Annotated in this window: 15 protein-coding genes; 7 read left to right on the forward strand and 8 right to left on the reverse strand. The window is 70.7% G+C overall.

The window, feature by feature from the left end; translation table 11 throughout:
* Positions 1-28 precede the first annotated feature (28 nt).
* From JOM49_RS02175 to JOM49_RS02185, 3 genes are read left to right on the forward strand one after another with little or no spacing between them, the layout of a single operon-like run.
* Positions 29-1,564 carry a TIGR02677 family protein gene (locus tag JOM49_RS02175; RefSeq protein WP_209662590.1) on the forward strand — a complete coding sequence of 512 codons (1,536 nt, stop codon included), beginning with the start codon at positions 29-31 and terminating at the stop codon, positions 1,562-1,564.
* Positions 1,561-2,799 (forward strand): TIGR02678 family protein, encoded by a 1,239-nt coding sequence (locus JOM49_RS02180; RefSeq protein ID WP_209662592.1) that lies wholly within the window; start codon positions 1,561-1,563, stop codon positions 2,797-2,799. The genes JOM49_RS02175 and JOM49_RS02180 overlap by 4 nt, the downstream gene beginning before the upstream one ends.
* The gene (locus JOM49_RS02185) at positions 2,796-6,803 is read left to right on the forward strand and encodes a TIGR02680 family protein (protein ID WP_209662594.1); all 4,008 of its coding nucleotides are present in this window, start codon (positions 2,796-2,798) and stop codon (positions 6,801-6,803) included. The genes JOM49_RS02180 and JOM49_RS02185 overlap by 4 nt, the downstream gene beginning before the upstream one ends.
* Here the strand turns inward: JOM49_RS02185 and JOM49_RS02190 are convergent.
* The gene (locus JOM49_RS02190) at positions 6,781-7,980 is read right to left on the reverse strand and encodes an alpha/beta fold hydrolase (protein WP_209662597.1); all 1,200 of its coding nucleotides are present in this window, start codon (positions 7,978-7,980) and stop codon (positions 6,781-6,783) included. The genes JOM49_RS02185 and JOM49_RS02190 overlap by 23 nt on opposite strands.
* A gap of 50 nt (positions 7,981-8,030) precedes the next feature.
* Here JOM49_RS02190 and JOM49_RS02195 point away from each other — a divergent pair, with 50 nt between their 5' ends.
* On the forward strand, positions 8,031-9,176 hold the full coding sequence (locus tag JOM49_RS02195; protein ID WP_372444206.1) for an epoxide hydrolase family protein: 1,146 nt from the start codon (positions 8,031-8,033) through the stop codon (positions 9,174-9,176).
* Here JOM49_RS02195 and JOM49_RS42755 read toward each other — a convergent pair.
* The 3 genes from JOM49_RS42755 to JOM49_RS43995 are packed head-to-tail and all read right to left on the reverse strand — an operon-like array spanning position 9,173 to position 12,001.
* On the reverse strand, positions 9,173-9,826 hold the full coding sequence (locus tag JOM49_RS42755; RefSeq protein ID WP_282768298.1) for a DNA-binding response regulator: 654 nt from the start codon (positions 9,824-9,826) through the stop codon (positions 9,173-9,175). The two genes, JOM49_RS02195 and JOM49_RS42755, sit on opposite strands and share 4 nt — an antisense overlap.
* Positions 9,811-10,890, reverse strand: coding sequence for a hypothetical protein (locus JOM49_RS42760; protein WP_245369214.1), 1,080 nt, complete (start codon positions 10,888-10,890; stop codon positions 9,811-9,813). The genes JOM49_RS42755 and JOM49_RS42760 overlap by 16 nt, the downstream gene beginning before the upstream one ends.
* The gene (locus JOM49_RS43995; RefSeq protein WP_209662601.1) at positions 10,883-12,001 is read right to left on the reverse strand and encodes a sensor histidine kinase; all 1,119 of its coding nucleotides are present in this window, start codon (positions 11,999-12,001) and stop codon (positions 10,883-10,885) included. Before JOM49_RS43995 ends, JOM49_RS42760 begins: the two co-directional genes overlap by 8 nt.
* Positions 12,002-12,056: 55 nt before the next feature.
* Here JOM49_RS43995 and JOM49_RS02210 point away from each other — a divergent pair, with 55 nt between their 5' ends.
* Genes JOM49_RS02210 through JOM49_RS02220 form a run of 3 tightly spaced genes read left to right on the forward strand, consistent with a single transcriptional unit; the run spans position 12,057 to position 14,046 of the window.
* Positions 12,057-12,578, forward strand: a complete 522-nt coding sequence (locus JOM49_RS02210; RefSeq protein ID WP_209662603.1) for a YbaB/EbfC family nucleoid-associated protein — start codon at positions 12,057-12,059, stop codon at positions 12,576-12,578.
* Positions 12,575-12,880, forward strand: a complete 306-nt coding sequence (locus JOM49_RS02215) for a hypothetical protein (protein ID WP_209662610.1) — start codon at positions 12,575-12,577, stop codon at positions 12,878-12,880. Before JOM49_RS02210 ends, JOM49_RS02215 begins: the two co-directional genes overlap by 4 nt.
* A gap of 11 nt (positions 12,881-12,891) precedes the next feature.
* The gene (locus JOM49_RS02220) at positions 12,892-14,046 is read left to right on the forward strand and encodes a WXG100-like domain-containing protein (RefSeq protein ID WP_209662611.1); all 1,155 of its coding nucleotides are present in this window, start codon (positions 12,892-12,894) and stop codon (positions 14,044-14,046) included.
* Between the two features lie 49 nt (positions 14,047-14,095).
* Here JOM49_RS02220 and JOM49_RS02225 read toward each other — a convergent pair whose 3' ends face one another.
* The 4 genes from JOM49_RS02225 to JOM49_RS02240 are packed head-to-tail and all read right to left on the reverse strand — an operon-like array spanning position 14,096 to position 17,512.
* Positions 14,096-15,292, reverse strand: coding sequence for an ABC transporter permease (locus JOM49_RS02225; protein ID WP_209662612.1), 1,197 nt, complete (start codon positions 15,290-15,292; stop codon positions 14,096-14,098).
* The gene (locus JOM49_RS02230) at positions 15,292-15,951 is read right to left on the reverse strand and encodes an ABC transporter ATP-binding protein (protein ID WP_209662613.1); all 660 of its coding nucleotides are present in this window, start codon (positions 15,949-15,951) and stop codon (positions 15,292-15,294) included. Before JOM49_RS02230 ends, JOM49_RS02225 begins: the two co-directional genes overlap by 1 nt.
* A complete protein-coding gene (locus JOM49_RS02235; RefSeq protein ID WP_209662614.1) occupies positions 15,948-17,006 on the reverse strand; it encodes an efflux RND transporter periplasmic adaptor subunit in 1,059 nt (352 codons plus the stop codon). Before JOM49_RS02235 ends, JOM49_RS02230 begins: the two co-directional genes overlap by 4 nt.
* Positions 17,006-17,512, reverse strand: a complete 507-nt coding sequence (locus tag JOM49_RS02240) for a hypothetical protein (RefSeq protein ID WP_209662615.1) — start codon at positions 17,510-17,512, stop codon at positions 17,006-17,008. The genes JOM49_RS02235 and JOM49_RS02240 overlap by 1 nt, the downstream gene beginning before the upstream one ends.
* Positions 17,513-17,522: the final 10 nt, after the last annotated feature.

Genomic DNA, 17,522 nt, shown 5'->3' on the forward strand with positions numbered 1-17,522 from the left:
GTCGGTATCACCACCTACCGTGGTCGCCATGGACCCGATCCGCGTCCCGCCCGAGATGTTCCGCTTCACCAGCGGCGACCGGGCCGAGCTCTACGTCGCGGTCCTGCACGCCTTCGGCGAGGCCAACGAGCGGCTGGAGACCGCGCTCGGGCTCGACGACGTCCGCGCGCGCTTGCGCTCGATCGGCTGGCTCGACGCCCTCGACGACAACGACCTCGCCTCCGCGCTCGACCAGCTCCGCACCTGGAACCTGGTCGACGTCACCCAGAACCACTCGGAGAACTACCGCACGGCCAGCGAGTACGAGCGCCGCAACCTGCAGTACTCGCTGACCCGGCAGGGAGAAGCGGCCTTCGCCGGCGTGGTGCACGCGATGAGCCTGCTGGCCTCGACCGGCGCACTGCAGACAGCCGTGCTCGACGCGATCTCCGACCGGCTCGGCGACCTGGTCCAGGAGCTGGACACCGGTTCCGACCGGCGTGTCTTCAGCACGCTGACCGAACTGGAAGGGCACCTGGAAGCCCTGCGGGGCAACACCAAGCAGTTCAACGGCGAGCTCCAGCGCCTGCTGCGCGCGGACGGCGCCGACCTCACCACCTTTCACGAGGTCAAGGCGTCGACGGTCGCCTACCTCGAGGAGTTCCTGACGAACCTGGAGCCCCGCACCCACGCCATCGCCACGCGGATCGGGAAGATCGAGGAACACGGCGTCGGCCTGCTCCACCAGCGCGCGCTGCTCGGCGCCGACCTCCCCCAGCTGACCGGCACCGATCCCGGCCCGGCCTGGCTGGCGCACCGCCGCGCCCGCTGGGAGGGGCTGCGCGCGTGGTTCCGGCCGACGGACGGTTCGGCTCCCCGGGTCGAGCAGCTGCACCTGGTCGCGCGGCGCGCGATCATCACCCTGCTGCAGGTGCTCGCCAGGATCACCGAATCCAAGCGGCGCTCCAGCAGCGCGGTCGCCGACTTCCGCGAGCTGGCCAGGTGGTTCACGGTCGTCCCGGCGCAGGAGGACCTGCACCGCCTGTGGACGACCATGTTCGGCTTGAGCTCGGCACGGCACGCACACCTCGCCCACCCGGATCCCGAGCTCGTCAGCCCGGCCGCCTCCTGGCACGAGATCCCGCCGGTGGCGGTCTCCCCGCTGCTGCGGTCGGCCGGGAAAGCCGAACGCTTCACCAAAACCGGCCGCGTCCGCGATGTCGCGGCGATCAAGGCGGCACGCGCCGAGCAGGCACTGGCCGAGCGTGCCGAGTTGGAAGCCGCCTGGGACATGCTCGACACCGGGGGCGCGATCCGGCTTTCCGCGTTCGAGCGGCTTGACCACGCGCTTTTCGAACGCCTGCTGGACCTGCTGGGCAACGCGCTGGCCACCGGTCCCGGCGCGGGCGGCACCCGGCGGAGCACCACCTCGGACGGCCGGATCGAGATCCTGCTGCGCCCGCCCCAGGACGGGGCAATCGCGGTGCTGACCACCCCGCGCGGCGAATTTCGCGGGCCCGACTACGAGATCGAGATCCGGGCGGCCGGGCAACTCCGGCGGCGAGCGAGCGGAGACGACACATGAGCCAGCTCGCCAACCAGCTGGTGACGGCCGAGCGCGAAGAAGTCGCCTACGGCATCCGCTGGTTGCTCTCCACGCCGCTGATCACGGAACGTTCCGCGCCGGACGTGTTCGACCTGGTACGACGCCGCCGCGAACCGATCCGCAAGTGGTTCGACTACTACTGCGGCTGGACGCTGACGGTCGAGCCGCGGCTCGGGTACGCGCGGCTGGTCAAGGTGCGCGTCGCCGCGGACGCCAGCCGTCCCGCGCGGCGGCTGCGGTCCGGCCGGGCGCCCTTCGACCGCCGCCGGTACGTGCTGCTCTGCGTGGTGGCCGCCGAACTGCAGTCGGTGCCGGTGACCACCATCGGGCTGCTGGCCGACCGGATCACCAGGGCCACCAACGCGGACGAGGTGGTCACCACCTTCGACGCGTCGAGCCGGAGCGAGCGGATGGCCTTCGTCGACGTGCTCCGGCTGCTCGAGTCCTACGGCGCGGTCGAGGTCGTCGACGGGGTGACCGAGACCTTCGTCGAGTCGGCCGAGGCGAAGGTCCTCTACCGCGTGGACCCGACCTTGTTGTTGCGGCTGCTGGCCGCGCCCGTCGGCCCGTCACAACTGGCGGTACCGGCGGAGGACGTCGCCCTGCGGTTCGAAGAGCTACTCGAAGCGGTCTCCAGGGAACGCCGGTACGGCTTGTCCGCCGGCCGGCACGAGGACACGCCCGGCGCCTCGGACGTCCAGCGGAACCTGTGGCTGCGGCATTCGGTCTTCCGCAGGCTGGTCGACGATCCGGTGGTCTACTTCGACGACCTGTCCGCCGACGAGCAGGCGTACCTCAACTCCCCCACCGGCCGCCGCCTGCTCCGGCAGGCCGCCGAGCTGGGCGGGTTCCTGCTGGAGGAGCGGGCCGAGGGCGTGCTGCTGATCGACGTCGACTCCGTCGCCACCGACAGCCGCTTCCCGGACGACGTGGCCAACGCCAAGGTCGCCGCCCTGCTGCTGCTCGACACGATGAGCGGGCCCGCGACCGTGGAGCAGCTCGAATTCACCGCCGCGGCCCTGCTCGACCGCTTCCCGCGGTGGGCCAAGAGCTACCGCGGTGACGAGGGCACGCGCCAGCTGGCCGCCGACGCGCTGGCCGTGCTCACCGACTTCGACCTCGTGCGGGTCACCGCGGGCGTGGTCCGGCCGCTGCCCGCGGCGGCGCGGTACGCCGTTTCCGCCACCAGGACCACCGAGGGGACGACCCCATGACCGTCACCGCCCTGCCGCACCGCGCCGCCGACGAGCCGCAGGCGCCGCCCTCGCGCTGGGTTCCCACGCGGGCGGGCATCCTCAACGTCTGGCGGTACTACGACGAGGTCTTCGAGTTCCACAAAGGACGGTTGCTGCTCCGCGGCCCCAACGGCAGCGGGAAGTCCAAGGCGCTCGAGGTGCTGCTGCCGTTCCTGTTCGACGCGAACCTGCGGGCGAACCGGCTGTCCACCTTCGGCACCGGTGAACGGACCATGCACTGGAACCTGATGGGCGAAGGCGCGACCGGGACCACCAGGGTGGGTTACGTCTGGCTCGAGTTCCGGGCGGGCGAACGCTGGTTCACCTGCGGCGCCCGGCTCCAGGCGAGCAGCCACACCACCACCGTGCACCCCGAGTACTTCACCACCGGCCTGCGGATCGGCCACGACCTCGAGCTGGTGAACGAGGCCGGGCAGCCGCTGACCAAGAACGCGCTGGCCGAGCACCTGGACGGCAGCGGCACCGTGCACGGCAGCGCGACCGACTACCGGACCGAGGTCCGCACCACGCTGTTCCCGTCGCTGAGCGAGCAGCGGTACGAGGCGCTGATCCTGGCACTGCTGCAGTTGCGCACGCCGAAGCTGTCACAGCGCCTCGACCCCGGCCTGCTGTCGAACCTGCTTTCCCGGGCGCTGCCCCCGCTCGACCAGCAGGAAATCGCGGACCTCGCCGAGGGATTCGAGCGGCTCGATGCCCAGCGCGAGAAGCTGACCACGCTGGAAGAAGAGGTCGCGGCAACCCGCACCCTCGCCGCACGGCAGAAGACGTACGCGCAGCGGGTGCTTCGCGCGGGAGCGGCCGTCCTGACCACGGCGACCAACGACCTGGAGAACTCCGCCAAGGCGGCGAAGGCGTCCGCCGAGGAACACGCCGAGGTCGAAGCCCGGAAACGGGCCGCCGAAGAACGCGTGCTAGCGCTCGAAAAGGAGATCGGCACTGCCGAGTCGCGCAAAGCCGGGCTGACGGAGAGCGACGCGTACAAGCAGGGCCAGGAGCTGGACAGGTTGCGTGAGCGCACCCGCGAAGCGAGGGTCGAAGCGACCAGGATTCGCGAGGACGCCCACCGCAAACGCACCGAAGCCGACGGTGACCGCGCCACGGAACAAGCCGCTGAGCAGGCCGAACACCGGCAGGCGGAGACCGAGAAGGTGCAACGGACGGACATCCGGCACGCGGCCGCGCGGGCCGCGATGAGCAGTGTGCACGCGGAGCTGGTCCGGGAGCCCGGCCGACCATTGCTGCGGGCGTCCGTACGCGCCAAGCGTGAGCAGCTCAGCGCGGTCGGCAAGGCGCTCGACTTCCACGAGCACGCGGTGGCGTTGCGGCACCAGGCGGAAAGCGACCTCGACCAGGCCAGGACGACGTTCTCCACGGCCCAGCAGAAGCTCGACACGGCGGCGGTGGAGCGCGAGACCGTGCTCTTCGAATTCGGCGCCCGCCTGGTGGAGTGGGCATCCGGGTGCCACGAGCTGCGGTTCGAGGACCCGTCCGCGCTGGCCGAGCAGGCGGAGTCGGAATCGGCCGTACTGGCGCTGGTCGAGACGGCGTCGCTGAGCGCCCAGCAGGAGATCACCACGCTGGAAACGAGCCGGAGCGCGGCGCTGGAGGTCGCACGGACCAAGCGGGACGAAGTCGCCGCCGAAGCGGCCCGGCTCAGCACGGAACGCGACATCCCGCCGGCCGCCCCGGCCACCAGAACAGCGGATCGGAGCCGGATGCCGGGGGCGCCGCTGTGGCGGTTGGTCGATTTCGCCGCCACCACAGCGGAAAGCGAGCGCGCGGGCATCGAAGCGGCGCTCGAAGCGTCCGGCCTGCTCGACGCGTGGCTCGGTCCACGCGGCGAGATCGAGGGGCACGACATCTTCGCCGATCCGGACGCCTTGGTGCCGGTCACCGGTGGCTCACTCGCCGACGTGCTCATCCCCGAAGGCAGCGAGGATTCGCGGGCGGTGCGGCGATTGCTGACGTCGGTAGCGTACGGCGAGGAGCTGCCCGATTCCCCGGCGGCGATCGGCGCGGACGGGAGCTGGCGGCTCGGGAACCTCACCGGCAGTTGGCAGAAGGCGCAGCCGTCCTTCATCGGCTCGACCGCTCGCCGTCGTGCACGAGAGCTCCGCATCCAGGACCTGGAAGACCAGCTTTCTGACTATGAGGCGGAAATCGCCTCCCTCGAACGAGGGCTGGCTTCGCTGCGCACCCGTCGTCAAGTGCTCGAAACGGAACGCGCCGCCCGGCCCGGCCACGGCCCGCTGATCGAAGCCACGCAGGTGCTGACCCGCGCCGAGGCCGATCTCGGGTCGGCCAACCGGATCGTCCAAGAGCGCGTCGACACGGTGACGGCCAGGGAAGGCGAGGTGACCCGGGCGTTGCGGCAGCTGACCAGCCTCGCCGCCGAACACGGCCTGCCCGCCGAGCGCACCGGTCTGTCCACATTGGAATCCGCGGTCACGGTCTTCCACGAACAGGCGGAAACCTGGCTGGAAGCACACGAGAAGCTGCTGGAAGCGCGGCGAGTGCTGGCCACCTCACGGAACCAGGCCCAGCGGTCGGCGGCCAATGCGAGCGCGCGCGAAGAGGAAGCGGCGGAGGCCGAGAGCCGCCACGAGAAACTCGCCGCGACCCTCGAAGCAGTCGACAGCACGTTCGGCGTCGACTACCGCGAAGTACTGGCCGAAATCGCCGCGCTACGGGAAAAACTGCGCAGCCTCGCCGAGGAGCTGCGGGCGACCTCGCGTGAGGTCAACGAACTGGCCACCAAAGTCGGTGAGCTCGGGGCTCGGCGCGAGATCGACGAGCAGGCCCGCGAAGCCGCCTCGACCAGGCGTGACGCGGCCGCGCACCGGTTCCGCCAGCTGGCCACCGGGGTCTTCCCGGCCGACAGCGGGCTCGACGACCTGGCGAAGTTCGAAGAGACCCTGCGCGGCTCCGAAGGGGTGCGCGCCGCGCTGGACGCGGCCCGGCTGGTCACCACGGCCTGGCCGAGCATGCCGCACGCCCCCAAGAACATCGGCGACGCGCTGCACCGCCTGTCCGAATCGGTGCACACCTGCCGCAGCGCACTGAGCGCACGGGCGGACCTGGACCTCGAAACCGACGAGGACGTGCAGATCTTCACCGCGGTGGTCGACGGGGTCCGGGTCGGCGCCACCGAGTTGCTGAAGATTCTGGACACCGAAGCCGACGACAGCCGCCACGAGATCACCGACCGGGAACGCGAGCTGTTCGACCAGACGCTGACCGGCGACACCCGCCGCCACCTCGCGGCCCGGATCCGGCAGGCCAACGAACTGGTCGACGGCATGAACGCCCGGCTGGAACGCGTGCGCACCGCGTCCAAGGTGGCCGTGCGCCTGGTCTGGCAGGTCGCGCCCGATCTGCCGCCCGGCACCAAGACCGCCAGGGAACTGCTGCTCAAGGACCCGGTCCGGCTCTCCGAGGCCGACCGGCAGTCCCTGCACCGGTTCTTCCGCGAGCGCATCGAGCAGGCGAGGTCCGACGACACCGCGGCCACCTGGGAAGAGCAGCTGGCGCAGGTCTTCGACTACACCGCCTGGCACCGGTTCGTGGTGAAGGTCGATCGTGCCAACGGCAACGGCTGGGAGCTGCTGACCAGGAAACTGCACGGCGCGCTGTCCGGCGGGGAGAAGGCGATCGCGCTGCACCTGCCGCTGTTCGCCGCCGTCGCCGCGCACTACCAAGCCGTGCCGGAGGCGCCGCGGGTCATCCTGCTCGACGAGGTCTTCGTCGGCGTGGACACCACGAACCGCGGGCAGGTGTTCGCCTTGCTGTCCGCGCTGGACCTCGACCTGATGCTCACCTCGGACCACGAGTGGTGCACCTACGCCGAGTTGAGCGGGGTGGGCATCCACCAGCTGATCACCGGCGCCGATGGCGACGACGCGGTGACCACCGCGCGGTTCACCTGGGACGGCGCCGCCCTCATTCCCGACGAAGGCTCGTGAGGAGGTGGTCCAGCACGGCGCCGTTGCTCACGCGCAGGCCGTCGTGGCCGTGGTCGGCGGTCAGCCAGGGGCGTAGGCCGCGGATCAGCTCGGCGGTGGCCAGCGAGAGGTTCCGTGCGATGTACAGGTCGTCGGCGTAGATCGCGGCGGCGACGGGGACTTCGTTGGCCCGCAAGCGATCCAGGTCGTACAACGGCGGCCAGTGGTGTTGCGCCAGGTCGTGAGCCAGGGAGCGGAAGGGCCGCAGCAGCGGGTCGTTGTCGAAGATCCACGGGTAGATCATTTCGCCGAGGAAGTCCAGGTCCGGGAACTCGGCACGCACCCGCTCCCCGGCCCAGTCCGTCCTGCCGTGCTGGGCGTAGGTGGCCTCGTGCAGTAGCGAATAGATCGGGGAAGTGCTCGTCCAGGACAGCTCGCGTTCGACCTGCATCAGGAACGCGTCCGAGAGCCGGCCTGCGGTGAACGGGTCCTCCAGCAGGTAGTGCAGCTGGCGGCTGCCCGTGCTGGAGCCCAGCAGATTGCCGAGAAGCCGGAACGCGTCGGCGGTCAGCAGACGACCGCCCGGCAGGTGGATTTCGTCGTCGTTCAGGTGCTCGATGACCCGCCTGACCTGGGCGCGGTCGCCGGGGAAGCGTTGGTAGTGCGCCTTCGTCTTGGCCGCGACAACCGGGTAGAGGTGCCGGTAGACCGTGTCCGCGTCGGCTTCGACGCCGGGGAGGCCGCCGGTGATGATGGCTTCCCGCAGGCCTTCCGGCGCGAGGGACAGGTACGTCACCGTGCAGTAGCCGCCGAAACTCTGGCCCAGGACGGACCACGGTTCGTCCCCCAGAAGGGAGCGCCTGATCAGTTCGGCGTCGCGCACGATGGAGTCCGCGCGGAAGTGGTGCAGGTGCGGTCCCAGGCGCGGCAGGGTGTGCCGGTTGAGCGGGGTGGACCGGCCGGTACCGCGCTGGTCGAGCAGCAGCACGCGGTAGTCCGCGAGCGCCCGCCGCAGCCAGCCCTCGTCGCCGTGCACCCGTGGCGCCGGGAAGCCCGGACCGCCGTTGAGGTACAGCAGCCACGGCAGATCCGTGCGCGTCCGGACCTCTCGGGCGTAGCCCTCAATTCTTTCCCCATTCGGGTGATCATGGCTCAGTGGCAGGGAGAAAGTGTGGTCTACGAAGACGGTCGAAGGCACCGCGCGACGCTACCAACGCGAAACTGTCGGGGCACCCGTTTATCGTCCCCATCGTGATCGACCACCGACTCGAAGTCCCCGAAGCGGAGCTCCTCGACCTCCGCGATCGCCTGCTGCGCACGCGCTGGCCAGAGGCCGAGACGGTCGGCGACTGGTCGCAGGGCGTGCCGCTGGCGTACCTGCGCGAGCTGTGCGACTACTGGGCCACCGGATACGACTGGCGGCGCGTGGAATCCCGCCTGAACGCGCTCCCCCAGTTCAGGACGGAGATCGACGGGCTGGGCATCCACTTCCTGCACGTCCGCTCGCCGCACCCCGGCGCCACACCGCTGGTCCTCACCAGTGGGTGGCCCGGCTCGATCCTTGAGTTCCTCAAGGTGATCGAGCCGCTGACCGATCCACCCGATCCCGCCGACGCCTTCCACGTGGTGTGCCCGTCGATCCCGGGGTTCGGCTTCAGCGACAAACCCGCCGAGCCGGGGTGGGGCATCGAACGGATCGCCGGGGCGTGGCTGCGGCTGATGAGCGAGCTGGGGTACGAGCGATTCGGTGCCCAGGGCAGTGACTGGGGCACGAGCATCACCACGTGCATGGCGGTTCAGGCGCCGGAACGGCTGATCGGCATCCACCTCATGCCGCCACTCGCCGCCCCCGATCCGGACACCTTCGGTGACTTGACCAAAGCCGAGCAGCAGTCGCTCGACGCGTTGCGGCACGCGAGCGAATGGGAGGACGGCTACTCCGCCGAGCAGTCCACCAAACCGCAGACCATCGGCTACTCCCTGGTCGATTCACCGGTCGGGCTGTGCGCGTGGATCGTGGAAAAACTGCGCTCCTGGACCGACTGCGGCGGTGACCTGGAAAGCGTCCTCACCAAGGACGAAATCCTGGACAGCGTGATGATCTACTGGCTGCCGGGTACCGGTGCTTCCTCCGCGCGCCTGTACTGGGAAAGCATCCGGCAGGTGCAGAAGTGGTTCACCGAGGCCACCAGCGACCTGATCGACGTGCCCACCGGCTGCACCCTGTTCCCGAGGGAAACCCCGCGCCCCTCCCGGCGCTGGGCCGCCAACCGCTACACGAACATCGTCTACTGGTCCGAACCCGAGCGGGGTGGGCACTTCGCCGCACTCGAACAACCGGAGTCGTTCGTGCGGGAGGTGCGTGCGTTCTTCCGGGTGCTGCTTGACAACTAAAGATCTTCGAGGCGAACCAGGCCGTCCTGGATGGCACGGGCGACCAAGCCCGCCTTCGTGGGTGCCGCGCGGCCCGCGTTGGCGTACTTGATCCGCACGCGGTCGATGTAGGAGTTGACCGTGCGCACCGAGAGGCCGAGCTTCTCGGCGACCATGTCCTTGGACTCGCAGGCGAACCAGTTGACCAGCACGTCGACCTCGCGGGCGCTGAGGCGTGGCCGGTCGGGCCGGGTGTCCACGCCGATCGCCCTCGCCATGGAGGGTGGGGTGTAGGGCAACTGCCGGGCGGCGGCGTGGATGGCGGCGACCAGGTGCGCCGGGCCCTCGGCCTTGGTGAGGTAGCTCGACGCGCCGATGTCGAGGCAGGTCAGGGCGGTGTCCTTGTCGTCGCGCATGGTGTAGACGACCACGTGACGGCCGGCGTCGACCAGCCTGCGCAGGTCGCCGTAGGCCGGGGTGGGCGCGGCGAGCTGGAGGTCGAGCACGATCACGTCGGCTTCGCTGCCGGGGTCGAGCCAGGCGACGGCGACCGTGGAACCGGAGTCGACCACCCGCACGGGCGGTTCCGCGGCGGCGCACCAGGCTTCGATGCCGCTGACGATGGCGGGGTGGTCGTCGATGACCACCGCGGTGATCACTTCGCCGGCCACGCGGCCTCCACCCAGTGCTTGCCGCCGGATTCGCGGTGCGTGACGGTGACCTGCGCGGACGAGGGCAGCCGGACGGGTGGTGGCGCGTCGGTCACCACGCTGACGGTCGCGGTGCCCGGGGTGCCCAGCACGGTCACCCTGGCTTCGGCGACGGTGGCGGCGAGGCAGGCCGCCACCGGTTCGGTCAGCGCGCGGCGGACCGGGACGGACAGCTCCGGTCGTTCGCCCCAGGTGCCGAGGAACACCGTGACTCCCTTGCGTTCGGCCACTTCCGCACAGGCACGCAGCTCGTGCAGCAGCGGGTCGTCGACGTCGTCGGTTTCGGCGAACAGGCGGCGCATCCTGGCCGCCTCCACGGCGTAGGACGCGCGGTCGCGCACCGGGGTTCCGGCGGCGAGCCCGGCCAGCAGCGGCACGGTGCTCGTCGCCAGTTCCTCGAAGCGGGTACGGCGATCGCGGTGCAGCTGGTCCGCCACGGCTTCCGCGGTGCGGATGCGTTCCTCCTGCACGGCGGTGTGTTGGGCGAGGCGGGCCAGCCGGTGCAGCGCGGCCGTCGCCGCGGCCACGGTGAGCTGGTACCCGAGCACGAGGATGGACACGGTCGCCAGGCCGGCCAGGGTCAGCCGGTCGGCCTGCCCGACCGCGATCAGCTGCCCGAAGCTGAACACCTGGTGCGCGGCCAGTGCCAGCAACACCGCGGTGAACCGGTGGTCGGCGAGCAGCAGCAGGCAGCACCAGCCGATCGTGCCGTAGGACCATTCCGCCTCGGTGACCACGAGTTCCGGAGGCACGGCCGACACCGCGGCCACCGACGCGGCGAACACCGCGCCGAGCGCCGGCCAGCGCCACCGGCCGAGTGGGCGGTCGCGCCAGATCAGCACGCCCGTGACCGCGGCGACCATCGCCAGGACGGCGAAGGCGGCCACCTCGACCGCGAAAGAGCGGTAGACCTCGGCGTTCGCCAGCAGCAGCGGCAGGTTCAGGCCGAACAGGGTGACCGCGGTGATGAGCAGGGTGGCCAGGCGGAGGCCGCGGAAGAGCCGGGAGACCGTCAGTTCAGCCATGCCACGCCAGCTCGACCGTGGTGCCGCTGCCGGGCGCGCTGCGGACCACGGCGGTCCCGCCGATCCGAGCTACTCTGTCCACAATGGACCTGGACAGTCCGTGGCGTTGCGCGGGGACCGCCGCCGGGTCGAATCCCCGGCCGGTGTCGGTGACTTCGAGCCGGACGCTGTCACCCGTACGGCACAGGGTGACCACCGCGGAGGCGACTCCGGCGTGCCGGGCGACGTTCTCCAGCGCCTCCCCGGCGGCTCGGCACAACGCGACAGCCGGTCTCGTCGGCAGGCAGATCGGTTCGGTGACCCGGATTTCGGCGTCCACCGGGCTGTGCCGGGCCACCTCGTCGAGCAGTTCGGCCAGGTCCACCTGGCCTTCCGGCAGTTCCGCCCGGCCGGCGAGCACGTCGAGGTCCCGTGCGGCACGATCGGCCAGCCACGGTTCGCGGCCGGTGACCATGCCCGTGCCGATCGCCAGCAGCGTGGCGGCGGCGGTGTCGTGCATGGTGGCGAGGTGCTCGCGTTCGTCGGCACGGCGAGCAGCGGCGATCTCGGCCTCGCGGCGCACCCGCTCCCCCACGGCCGTCCCCCGGTCCACCGCCCGGCTCGCCTTGCGCACCAGCACGCGCAGCCCACGCGACAACCCGGCTTCGGCCAGCGTCCACAGCCCGAGCGGCAAGGACGCGGTCCAGCCGCCGGGGTCGGCGATCGCCGAGCCCGCCAGGTAGGCCGCGATCAACACCACGGTGAGCACGAACCCCGGCACCGGCTCGCACAGCCACTGGTGGCACACCGCGGTGATGGACACCGCGACGAGGACCCAGCTGGTGCTGTCGTGCAGCAGCACCACCGGGTCGATCCACCGGGCGCCGAGGCAGAGCACCGCGATCACCGCGGTGTCGAGCACCAGCACCCGCGACGCGCGGCCCCAGTAGAACGCGCTCCACGAAGCCAGTGCGAGCACCACGGCCACCGAACGGTCGAGGGGCACGGTGAACAAGGTCAGGGAGGCGACCGAAAGGAGCACCGCGGTCCGCACGATGACGGCGTACCGGCGGCCGGCGCGCTCGACTTCGCGCTCGGCGGGGCCACCCGGTGTGGGTTGATCGACCGGCACCGCCCCTCCAAGGCCCGCACTAACTTCGGACTCCAGCCGACCAGGGAGGTACCGCGTGGAACAGGATCAGCTGGACGCGCGCAACGCCGCGCTGCGCGACCAGGTCGAGGACATGTTAGCGGGCCTGCGCAAGCAAACCGGTGAGTTGAAGGCCGCGCAGGCGGAGGCCGCGAACGCCACCGGCGAGGCGCAGTCGCCGGACGGCCAGGTCTCGGTGGCGGTGAACGCGACCGGCGTGGTGACCAGCGTCCGGTTCGCCCAGTCGGCGTTGCTCCGCACCACCCCCGACCGCCTGGGCCACTTGGTGGTGCAGACCATCCAGGCGGCCGCGGCCGCCGCCCAAGCGAAGTCGGCAGCCGTACTCGCCCCGGTGCGCCAAGGCATGCCAGACCTCCCGGACCTCTTTCCCGGCGCACCTTCGCTGAGCGCACTGAACCCGCCGGTGCCGTTGCCTGGCCGAGGGGGCCAGGCAACGGCACCGGTACCCCCCACCCCACCGGCACGCCCGCGCCCCCGCCCCCAGCACCCCGAAGAGGACGAACCGCTCGGCTCAATCATGCAGAGGGGATACCAGTGACCACAGCCAAGATCGACCCGGATGTGCTCCGGGCGGCCGCACCGAAGTTCAAGGCGGCCGCCGACGACCTGAAGCAGGCGATGGAGACCCTTTTCGCCGGTGGGCAGGGCGAGGGCGCGCCCTGGGGTAGCGACGGCATCGGCGATGCGTTCGCCAAGGGCTATCTGCCCGCGGTCGAGAAGGCGAAGGAGGGGTTCACCACGATCGCCGGCTCCACCGCGGAAACCGGCGTCGCGCTCGAAATCGCCGCGAAGGACTGGGAAGAGCAGGAAGCCAGGACCAAACGGCAGCTGAGCGACTGAGAGGAACCCCGATGGGGATCGAAGTTCCCGGCGAGGTCAAGTGGCTGGCCGACAAGGTCATCGGCACCTCGTGGCCGAAAGGCGACGAGACCGCGCTGCGCCGCCTGGGCGAGCTGTGGGAGAAAGCCGCGGAATCGGTCGAAGAAGTGGCCCAGGACGGTGACGCCGCCGCGAAGGTCGCGCTCGCCGGGATGAAATCCGACGCGGCGGCGGATCTCACCCGGCACTGGAACGGCTTCACCCGGGGCGACGACGCTGACTACCCGAAGCTGGCGAAGCTCTGCCGCCAGATCGCCGACGCCTGCCGGAAGAGCGCGACCAGCATCGAGTACACCAAGCTCAGCATCATCGCCGCGCTGGTCATCCTGGCCATCCAGATCGCGTTGCTGATCGCTTCGGCGGTCGGCACGCTCGGGTCCAGCACGGCGGGCATCCCGATCGCGATGGCGGCGACCAGGGTGGTGGCCATGCGGCTGCTGACCGAGCTGCTCAAGCAGATCGTCATCAACGTGGGCATCAACCTCGGGGTCGATCTCACCATCCAGGCATTCCAGACCGGAACGGGGAATCGAGACGAATGGGACGCGGGCAAAACTGGTAAAGCCATTCAGGCGGGTGCCATCGCGGGGGCCGCAGGCGGACTGACCGGTGGAGCGGCGACCGCGGCGAGCATCCGGGCCGCGAACCGGCCGATCACCAGGATCACCAACGAGGCCGGGGAAACTGAGGCGGTGCAACCATCGCGGTGGTTGTCCCGCGGGGTGGCCAACACCATCGGCGACAACTCCGCCTACTTCGGCAGCGCCGCGGCACGGGGAGCCGCGCAAGGCGCGCTCGCCGGGGCGTCCGGCAACATCGCGAACGACTTCGTCAACGGCAAACGCGGCGAAGACCTGATCAAAAGCGCCGTGGCGGGCGGTTCCACCGGCTCGGTCGGTGGTGCGCTGGGCGGGACGACCAACCGCCACGAGGGCTTGCTGGACGCCCACCACCCGGGCGGGCAAGGCCTCGACTACCGCGTCGACGGCGGCCCTCGACACCGGAACAGCCCCGAAGAACTGGGCGGCGGCTGGAATTCGAACAGGGTCGATCGCTTCGGGGACACGGCGGGCAACAACGGCAACGATGAAGCCGACGACCACCCACAGGTCCAGTACGAGCCGTGACCGTGGCGGCGGGGCCGCGGAAACGCCTTCGGCGGCCCCGCCGCTTTGGTCATGGGGTGGCCAGGGCTTCAGTGGGAGAAAGCCGTGAGGCGCGGATCGCTGGGTACAGGCCTGCCAGGGCACCGATCAGCAGGGTGGCGGCGATGCCGCCGCCGAGGGACCAGGGTGGGATGACGGCGGGCCAGTCCCGCGAGAACGCGTAGCCGATGGAGACGCCGGCACCCAGCACCGCTCCTCCCACGCCGCCCAGGAGGGAGAGCAGGAGGGATTCCGCGAGGAACTGGCTTCGGATGCGGCCCCGGGTGGCGCCCAGCGAGCGGCGCAGGCCGATCTCCGCGCGTCGCTCCAGTACCGAGATGACCATGGTGTTCGCGACGCCGACACCGCCGACGAGCAGGGCCACGGCGCCCAGGCCCAGCAGCAAGCCGGTGAAGGCTTCGGTGGCGGCTTGTTTGGCGGCCAGCGCGTCCGACGGGCGCGAGACCTCCACCTCGTTCGGCGCTTCCGGGTTCGCCGTCGCACCGAGGACCGAGCGCACCGACTCCACCTGGGTTTCCTGCGACCGCGTGTAGATGGTCGTCGGATGCCCGTCGAAGGACAGCGAGGCCTCGGCGGCCGGCCACCCGACCAGCGCCGCGGCGTCCAGTTCCGGAGCCAGTTCCGCCGGTTCCAGTATCCCCAGCACGGTGAACCACTCGCCGCCGATCAGCACCTGGGCGCCCGGCTGGCCGATGCCCAGGCGTTCCGCGGCCACCGCACCGAGCACGGTGGCGCGGTACGAACCGGTCGCGTCGTTCAGCCAGCTCCCGCTCCGCACCCGCCCCGCGACCGTCGCCAGCAGGTCGCTACGGGCGGCGTAGGTGGACAGCCCGTTGGTCTGCGTCTCGGGGATCATGTCCGACCGGAACACCTTCGCGTCCTCGATCCGGCCGACCGCGGAAAGCGACTCCACCGGCGAAATCCGCGAAGTCATCGCCTCGGACGCCATCGGCAGCTGCGCCTGCTCACCCATCATCGTCGTACCCGGCGCGACGGTGAGCAGGTTCGTGCCCAGCGCGTCGAGCGTGCGGTCCAACTCAGCCCGCGACGAAGACGAAATACCCACCACGGCGACCATCGCGGCGATCCCGATCGCGATGCCCAGCGCGGACAGGAACGCCCGCATCGGCCGCGTCCGCAGCCCGATCGCCCCCACCTTCAGCACATCACGCGGCCACATCCGCGCCGGTGCGAGCACGTCCGCCATCAGCCCACCCCCACGAGCTGACCGTCACGCATCCGCACCTGCCGCGGCAGCGAATCGGCGATGTCCCGGTCGTGCGTGATGATCACGACCGTGGTGCCCGCCGCGTTCAGCTCCCGCATCAACCGCATCACGCCCTCCCCGGACACCGTGTCCAGCGCGCCGGTCGGCTCGTCGGCGAGCAGCAGCGGCGGATCCCCGGCCACCGCCCTGGCCACCGCGACCCGCTGCCGCTCCCCGCCGGAGAGTTCGTGCGGCCGGTGGTCCATCCGGTGCGCCAGCCCGACGCGCTCCAGCGCGGCACACGCCCGCCGTCGCCGCTCCCCGGCCCGCAAACCCGTGTACAGCAGGCCATCCGCGACGTTCTCCAGCGCCGAAACGCCGGAAGCTAGGTGGAACTGCTGGAACACGAACCCGATGCGGCGCGCCCGCAGCACCGACAGCTTGGCGTCGGACAGCTTCGCCACGTCGTAGCCGTCGATGTGCACGTCCCCCGAAGTCGGCCGGTCCAGCGTGCCCAGGAGGTTCAGCATGGTCGACTTCCCCGAGCCCGACGGCCCGACGATGGCGACCAGCTCCCCCTGCTCCACGCGCAGCGAAACCCCGCTGAGCGCGGCGACCCCGCCGGGGTAGGTCTTGCTCACCTCGGTCAGCGAGATCACTTCGGCACCCCCACCACCGTGCCCTCGGTGATGTCGCTGCCGGAGATCTCCACCCGGCCGTCCGCGAACAACCCGGTGTCCACCGGCACGTACCGGGTCGCGCCGCCTTCCACGACCTCCACCCCGAAACCGCCCTCGGCCAGCGCCAGCAGCGCGGCCACCGGGACGGTGAGCACGTTCTCGCGCTTGTCCGCGGTGAAGGTGACGTCCACCGAAGCCAGCGCGTAGGACTCGGCGGCCTGCTGGTCGTCGAAGCCGATGATCACCTCGACCTTGGTCGTCGGCTCCGCGTTCTGCCCCTCGCCCGGCTGGATGATCGTGGACACCTCGTCGACGCGGCCGGTGAACTTCTTGCCGTCCGGCAGTTCGACCTGCACCTCGGTGTCCTCTTTGGCCAGTCGCTGGTCGGCGGGCTCGAGTTCCACGGTGATCGCTTTCGCGACACCGGTGTGCGTCAGCACCTTCTGACCCGGCGTGGCCGGTTCGCCCGCCTTGGCCTCGACACTGTCCACTCGCAACTCACCGTCGGCGAACACCACGCGCCCGAGCTCGACGATCCCGGTCTCGTCGAGCCCCAGGTCCTCCTGCCAGTTCGCCACCGCGGTCGCCGTGGCCGAGGTGTACTCGTCGTCGACGGTGAAGCCGGTGTACCCGAGTTCGCGCAGGTTCTCCTCCAGCTGCCGCACATCCAGCCCCTCGACCCCGTCGGCCAGGTTCCGGTACGCGGGCATCGAGCCGTACATCAGCACCACCGGCTTGTCGTCCACTTTGTACAGTGCTTGCCCGCGCGCGATCCTCGCGTCGCCTTCCGGCACGGAGGTGAGCGTGCCGGGCAGGCGGTTGCTGATGGTCGTGGTGACGCCGTAGCCGAGTTCGCCGTCCGCGTCGTGCGAATCGTTGAGCGTCTGCCGGGCCACTTCCGCCGTGCTGGGCGGCAGTTCGCTCGCGGCGGTGTCACCCGCCTCGCTCCGCGTCTGGGTGAACACCAGCATGCCCGCGGTGGCCGCGCCGGCCACCACCACCACGGCCACCCCGGCCGCGACCTTCCTCCGCATCACTTGCCCTCCGGCAGCGACATGAGGTCCTTGCAGGCTTCCTGCGCCTTCTCGAAGTCGGGGTCCTCAGCCTGCTTCTTGTCGATGCGGATGCCGCCCTGGTTCGGGTCCGGGTCGGCGAAGGCCTCCACCCCGTTGGCCCGCATGCATTCGGCGAACTTGCGGGCGTTCTCCTGCAGCTGCGGGTTCGCCTTGCCGTTGGCCTGGGGGCTGTACTGGCGGCAGGCCTCCTGCGCCTTGTCCACCACTTCCTTCGGGATCTTGCCGTCGAGCTTGAGCTGCACGCCCTTGCCCGGCTCCGGGTCGGGCATGTCCACGCCGTTCTCGCGCATGCACTGGGCGAACTTCACGCCCATGTCACCGGCTTCTCCGGCCGGCGCGGCGCTCGCGGGTGCTCCGGTGGCCGGCTGCCCCGCCGAGGCCACCTGGTCACCGCCGTCGTCGGCGCCGCACGCGGTGAGCAGCAGGGTCAGCGCGGTCAGCGCGCCGAGGGTGAGCCGTCGCATCAGTCCTCCT

This window comes from Amycolatopsis magusensis, from assembly GCF_017875555.1.
In the GTDB taxonomy this organism is placed as follows: Bacteria; Actinomycetota; Actinomycetes; order Mycobacteriales; family Pseudonocardiaceae; genus Amycolatopsis; species Amycolatopsis magusensis.

Bases quoted from the DNA above. Each gene is read 5' to 3' on its own strand.
- JOM49_RS02240 (WP_209662615.1), bottom strand. From the start codon at position 17,512: ATGCGACGGCTCACCCTCGGCGCGCTGACCGCGCTGACCCTGCTGCTC.
- JOM49_RS02220 (WP_209662611.1), top strand. From the start codon at position 12,892: ATGGGGATCGAAGTTCCCGGCGAGGTCAAGTGGCTGGCCGACAAGGTC.
- JOM49_RS02185 (WP_209662594.1), top strand. From the start codon at position 2,796: ATGACCGTCACCGCCCTGCCGCACCGCGCCGCCGACGAGCCGCAGGCG.
- JOM49_RS42760 (WP_245369214.1), bottom strand. From the start codon at position 10,890: ATGGCTGAACTGACGGTCTCCCGGCTCTTCCGCGGCCTCCGCCTGGCC.
- JOM49_RS02225 (WP_209662612.1), bottom strand. From the start codon at position 15,292: ATGGCGGACGTGCTCGCACCGGCGCGGATGTGGCCGCGTGATGTGCTG.
- JOM49_RS02235 (WP_209662614.1), bottom strand. From the start codon at position 17,006: ATGCGGAGGAAGGTCGCGGCCGGGGTGGCCGTGGTGGTGGTGGCCGGC.
- JOM49_RS02175 (WP_209662590.1), top strand. From the start codon at position 29: ATGGACCCGATCCGCGTCCCGCCCGAGATGTTCCGCTTCACCAGCGGC.
- JOM49_RS02180 (WP_209662592.1), top strand. From the start codon at position 1,561: ATGAGCCAGCTCGCCAACCAGCTGGTGACGGCCGAGCGCGAAGAAGTC.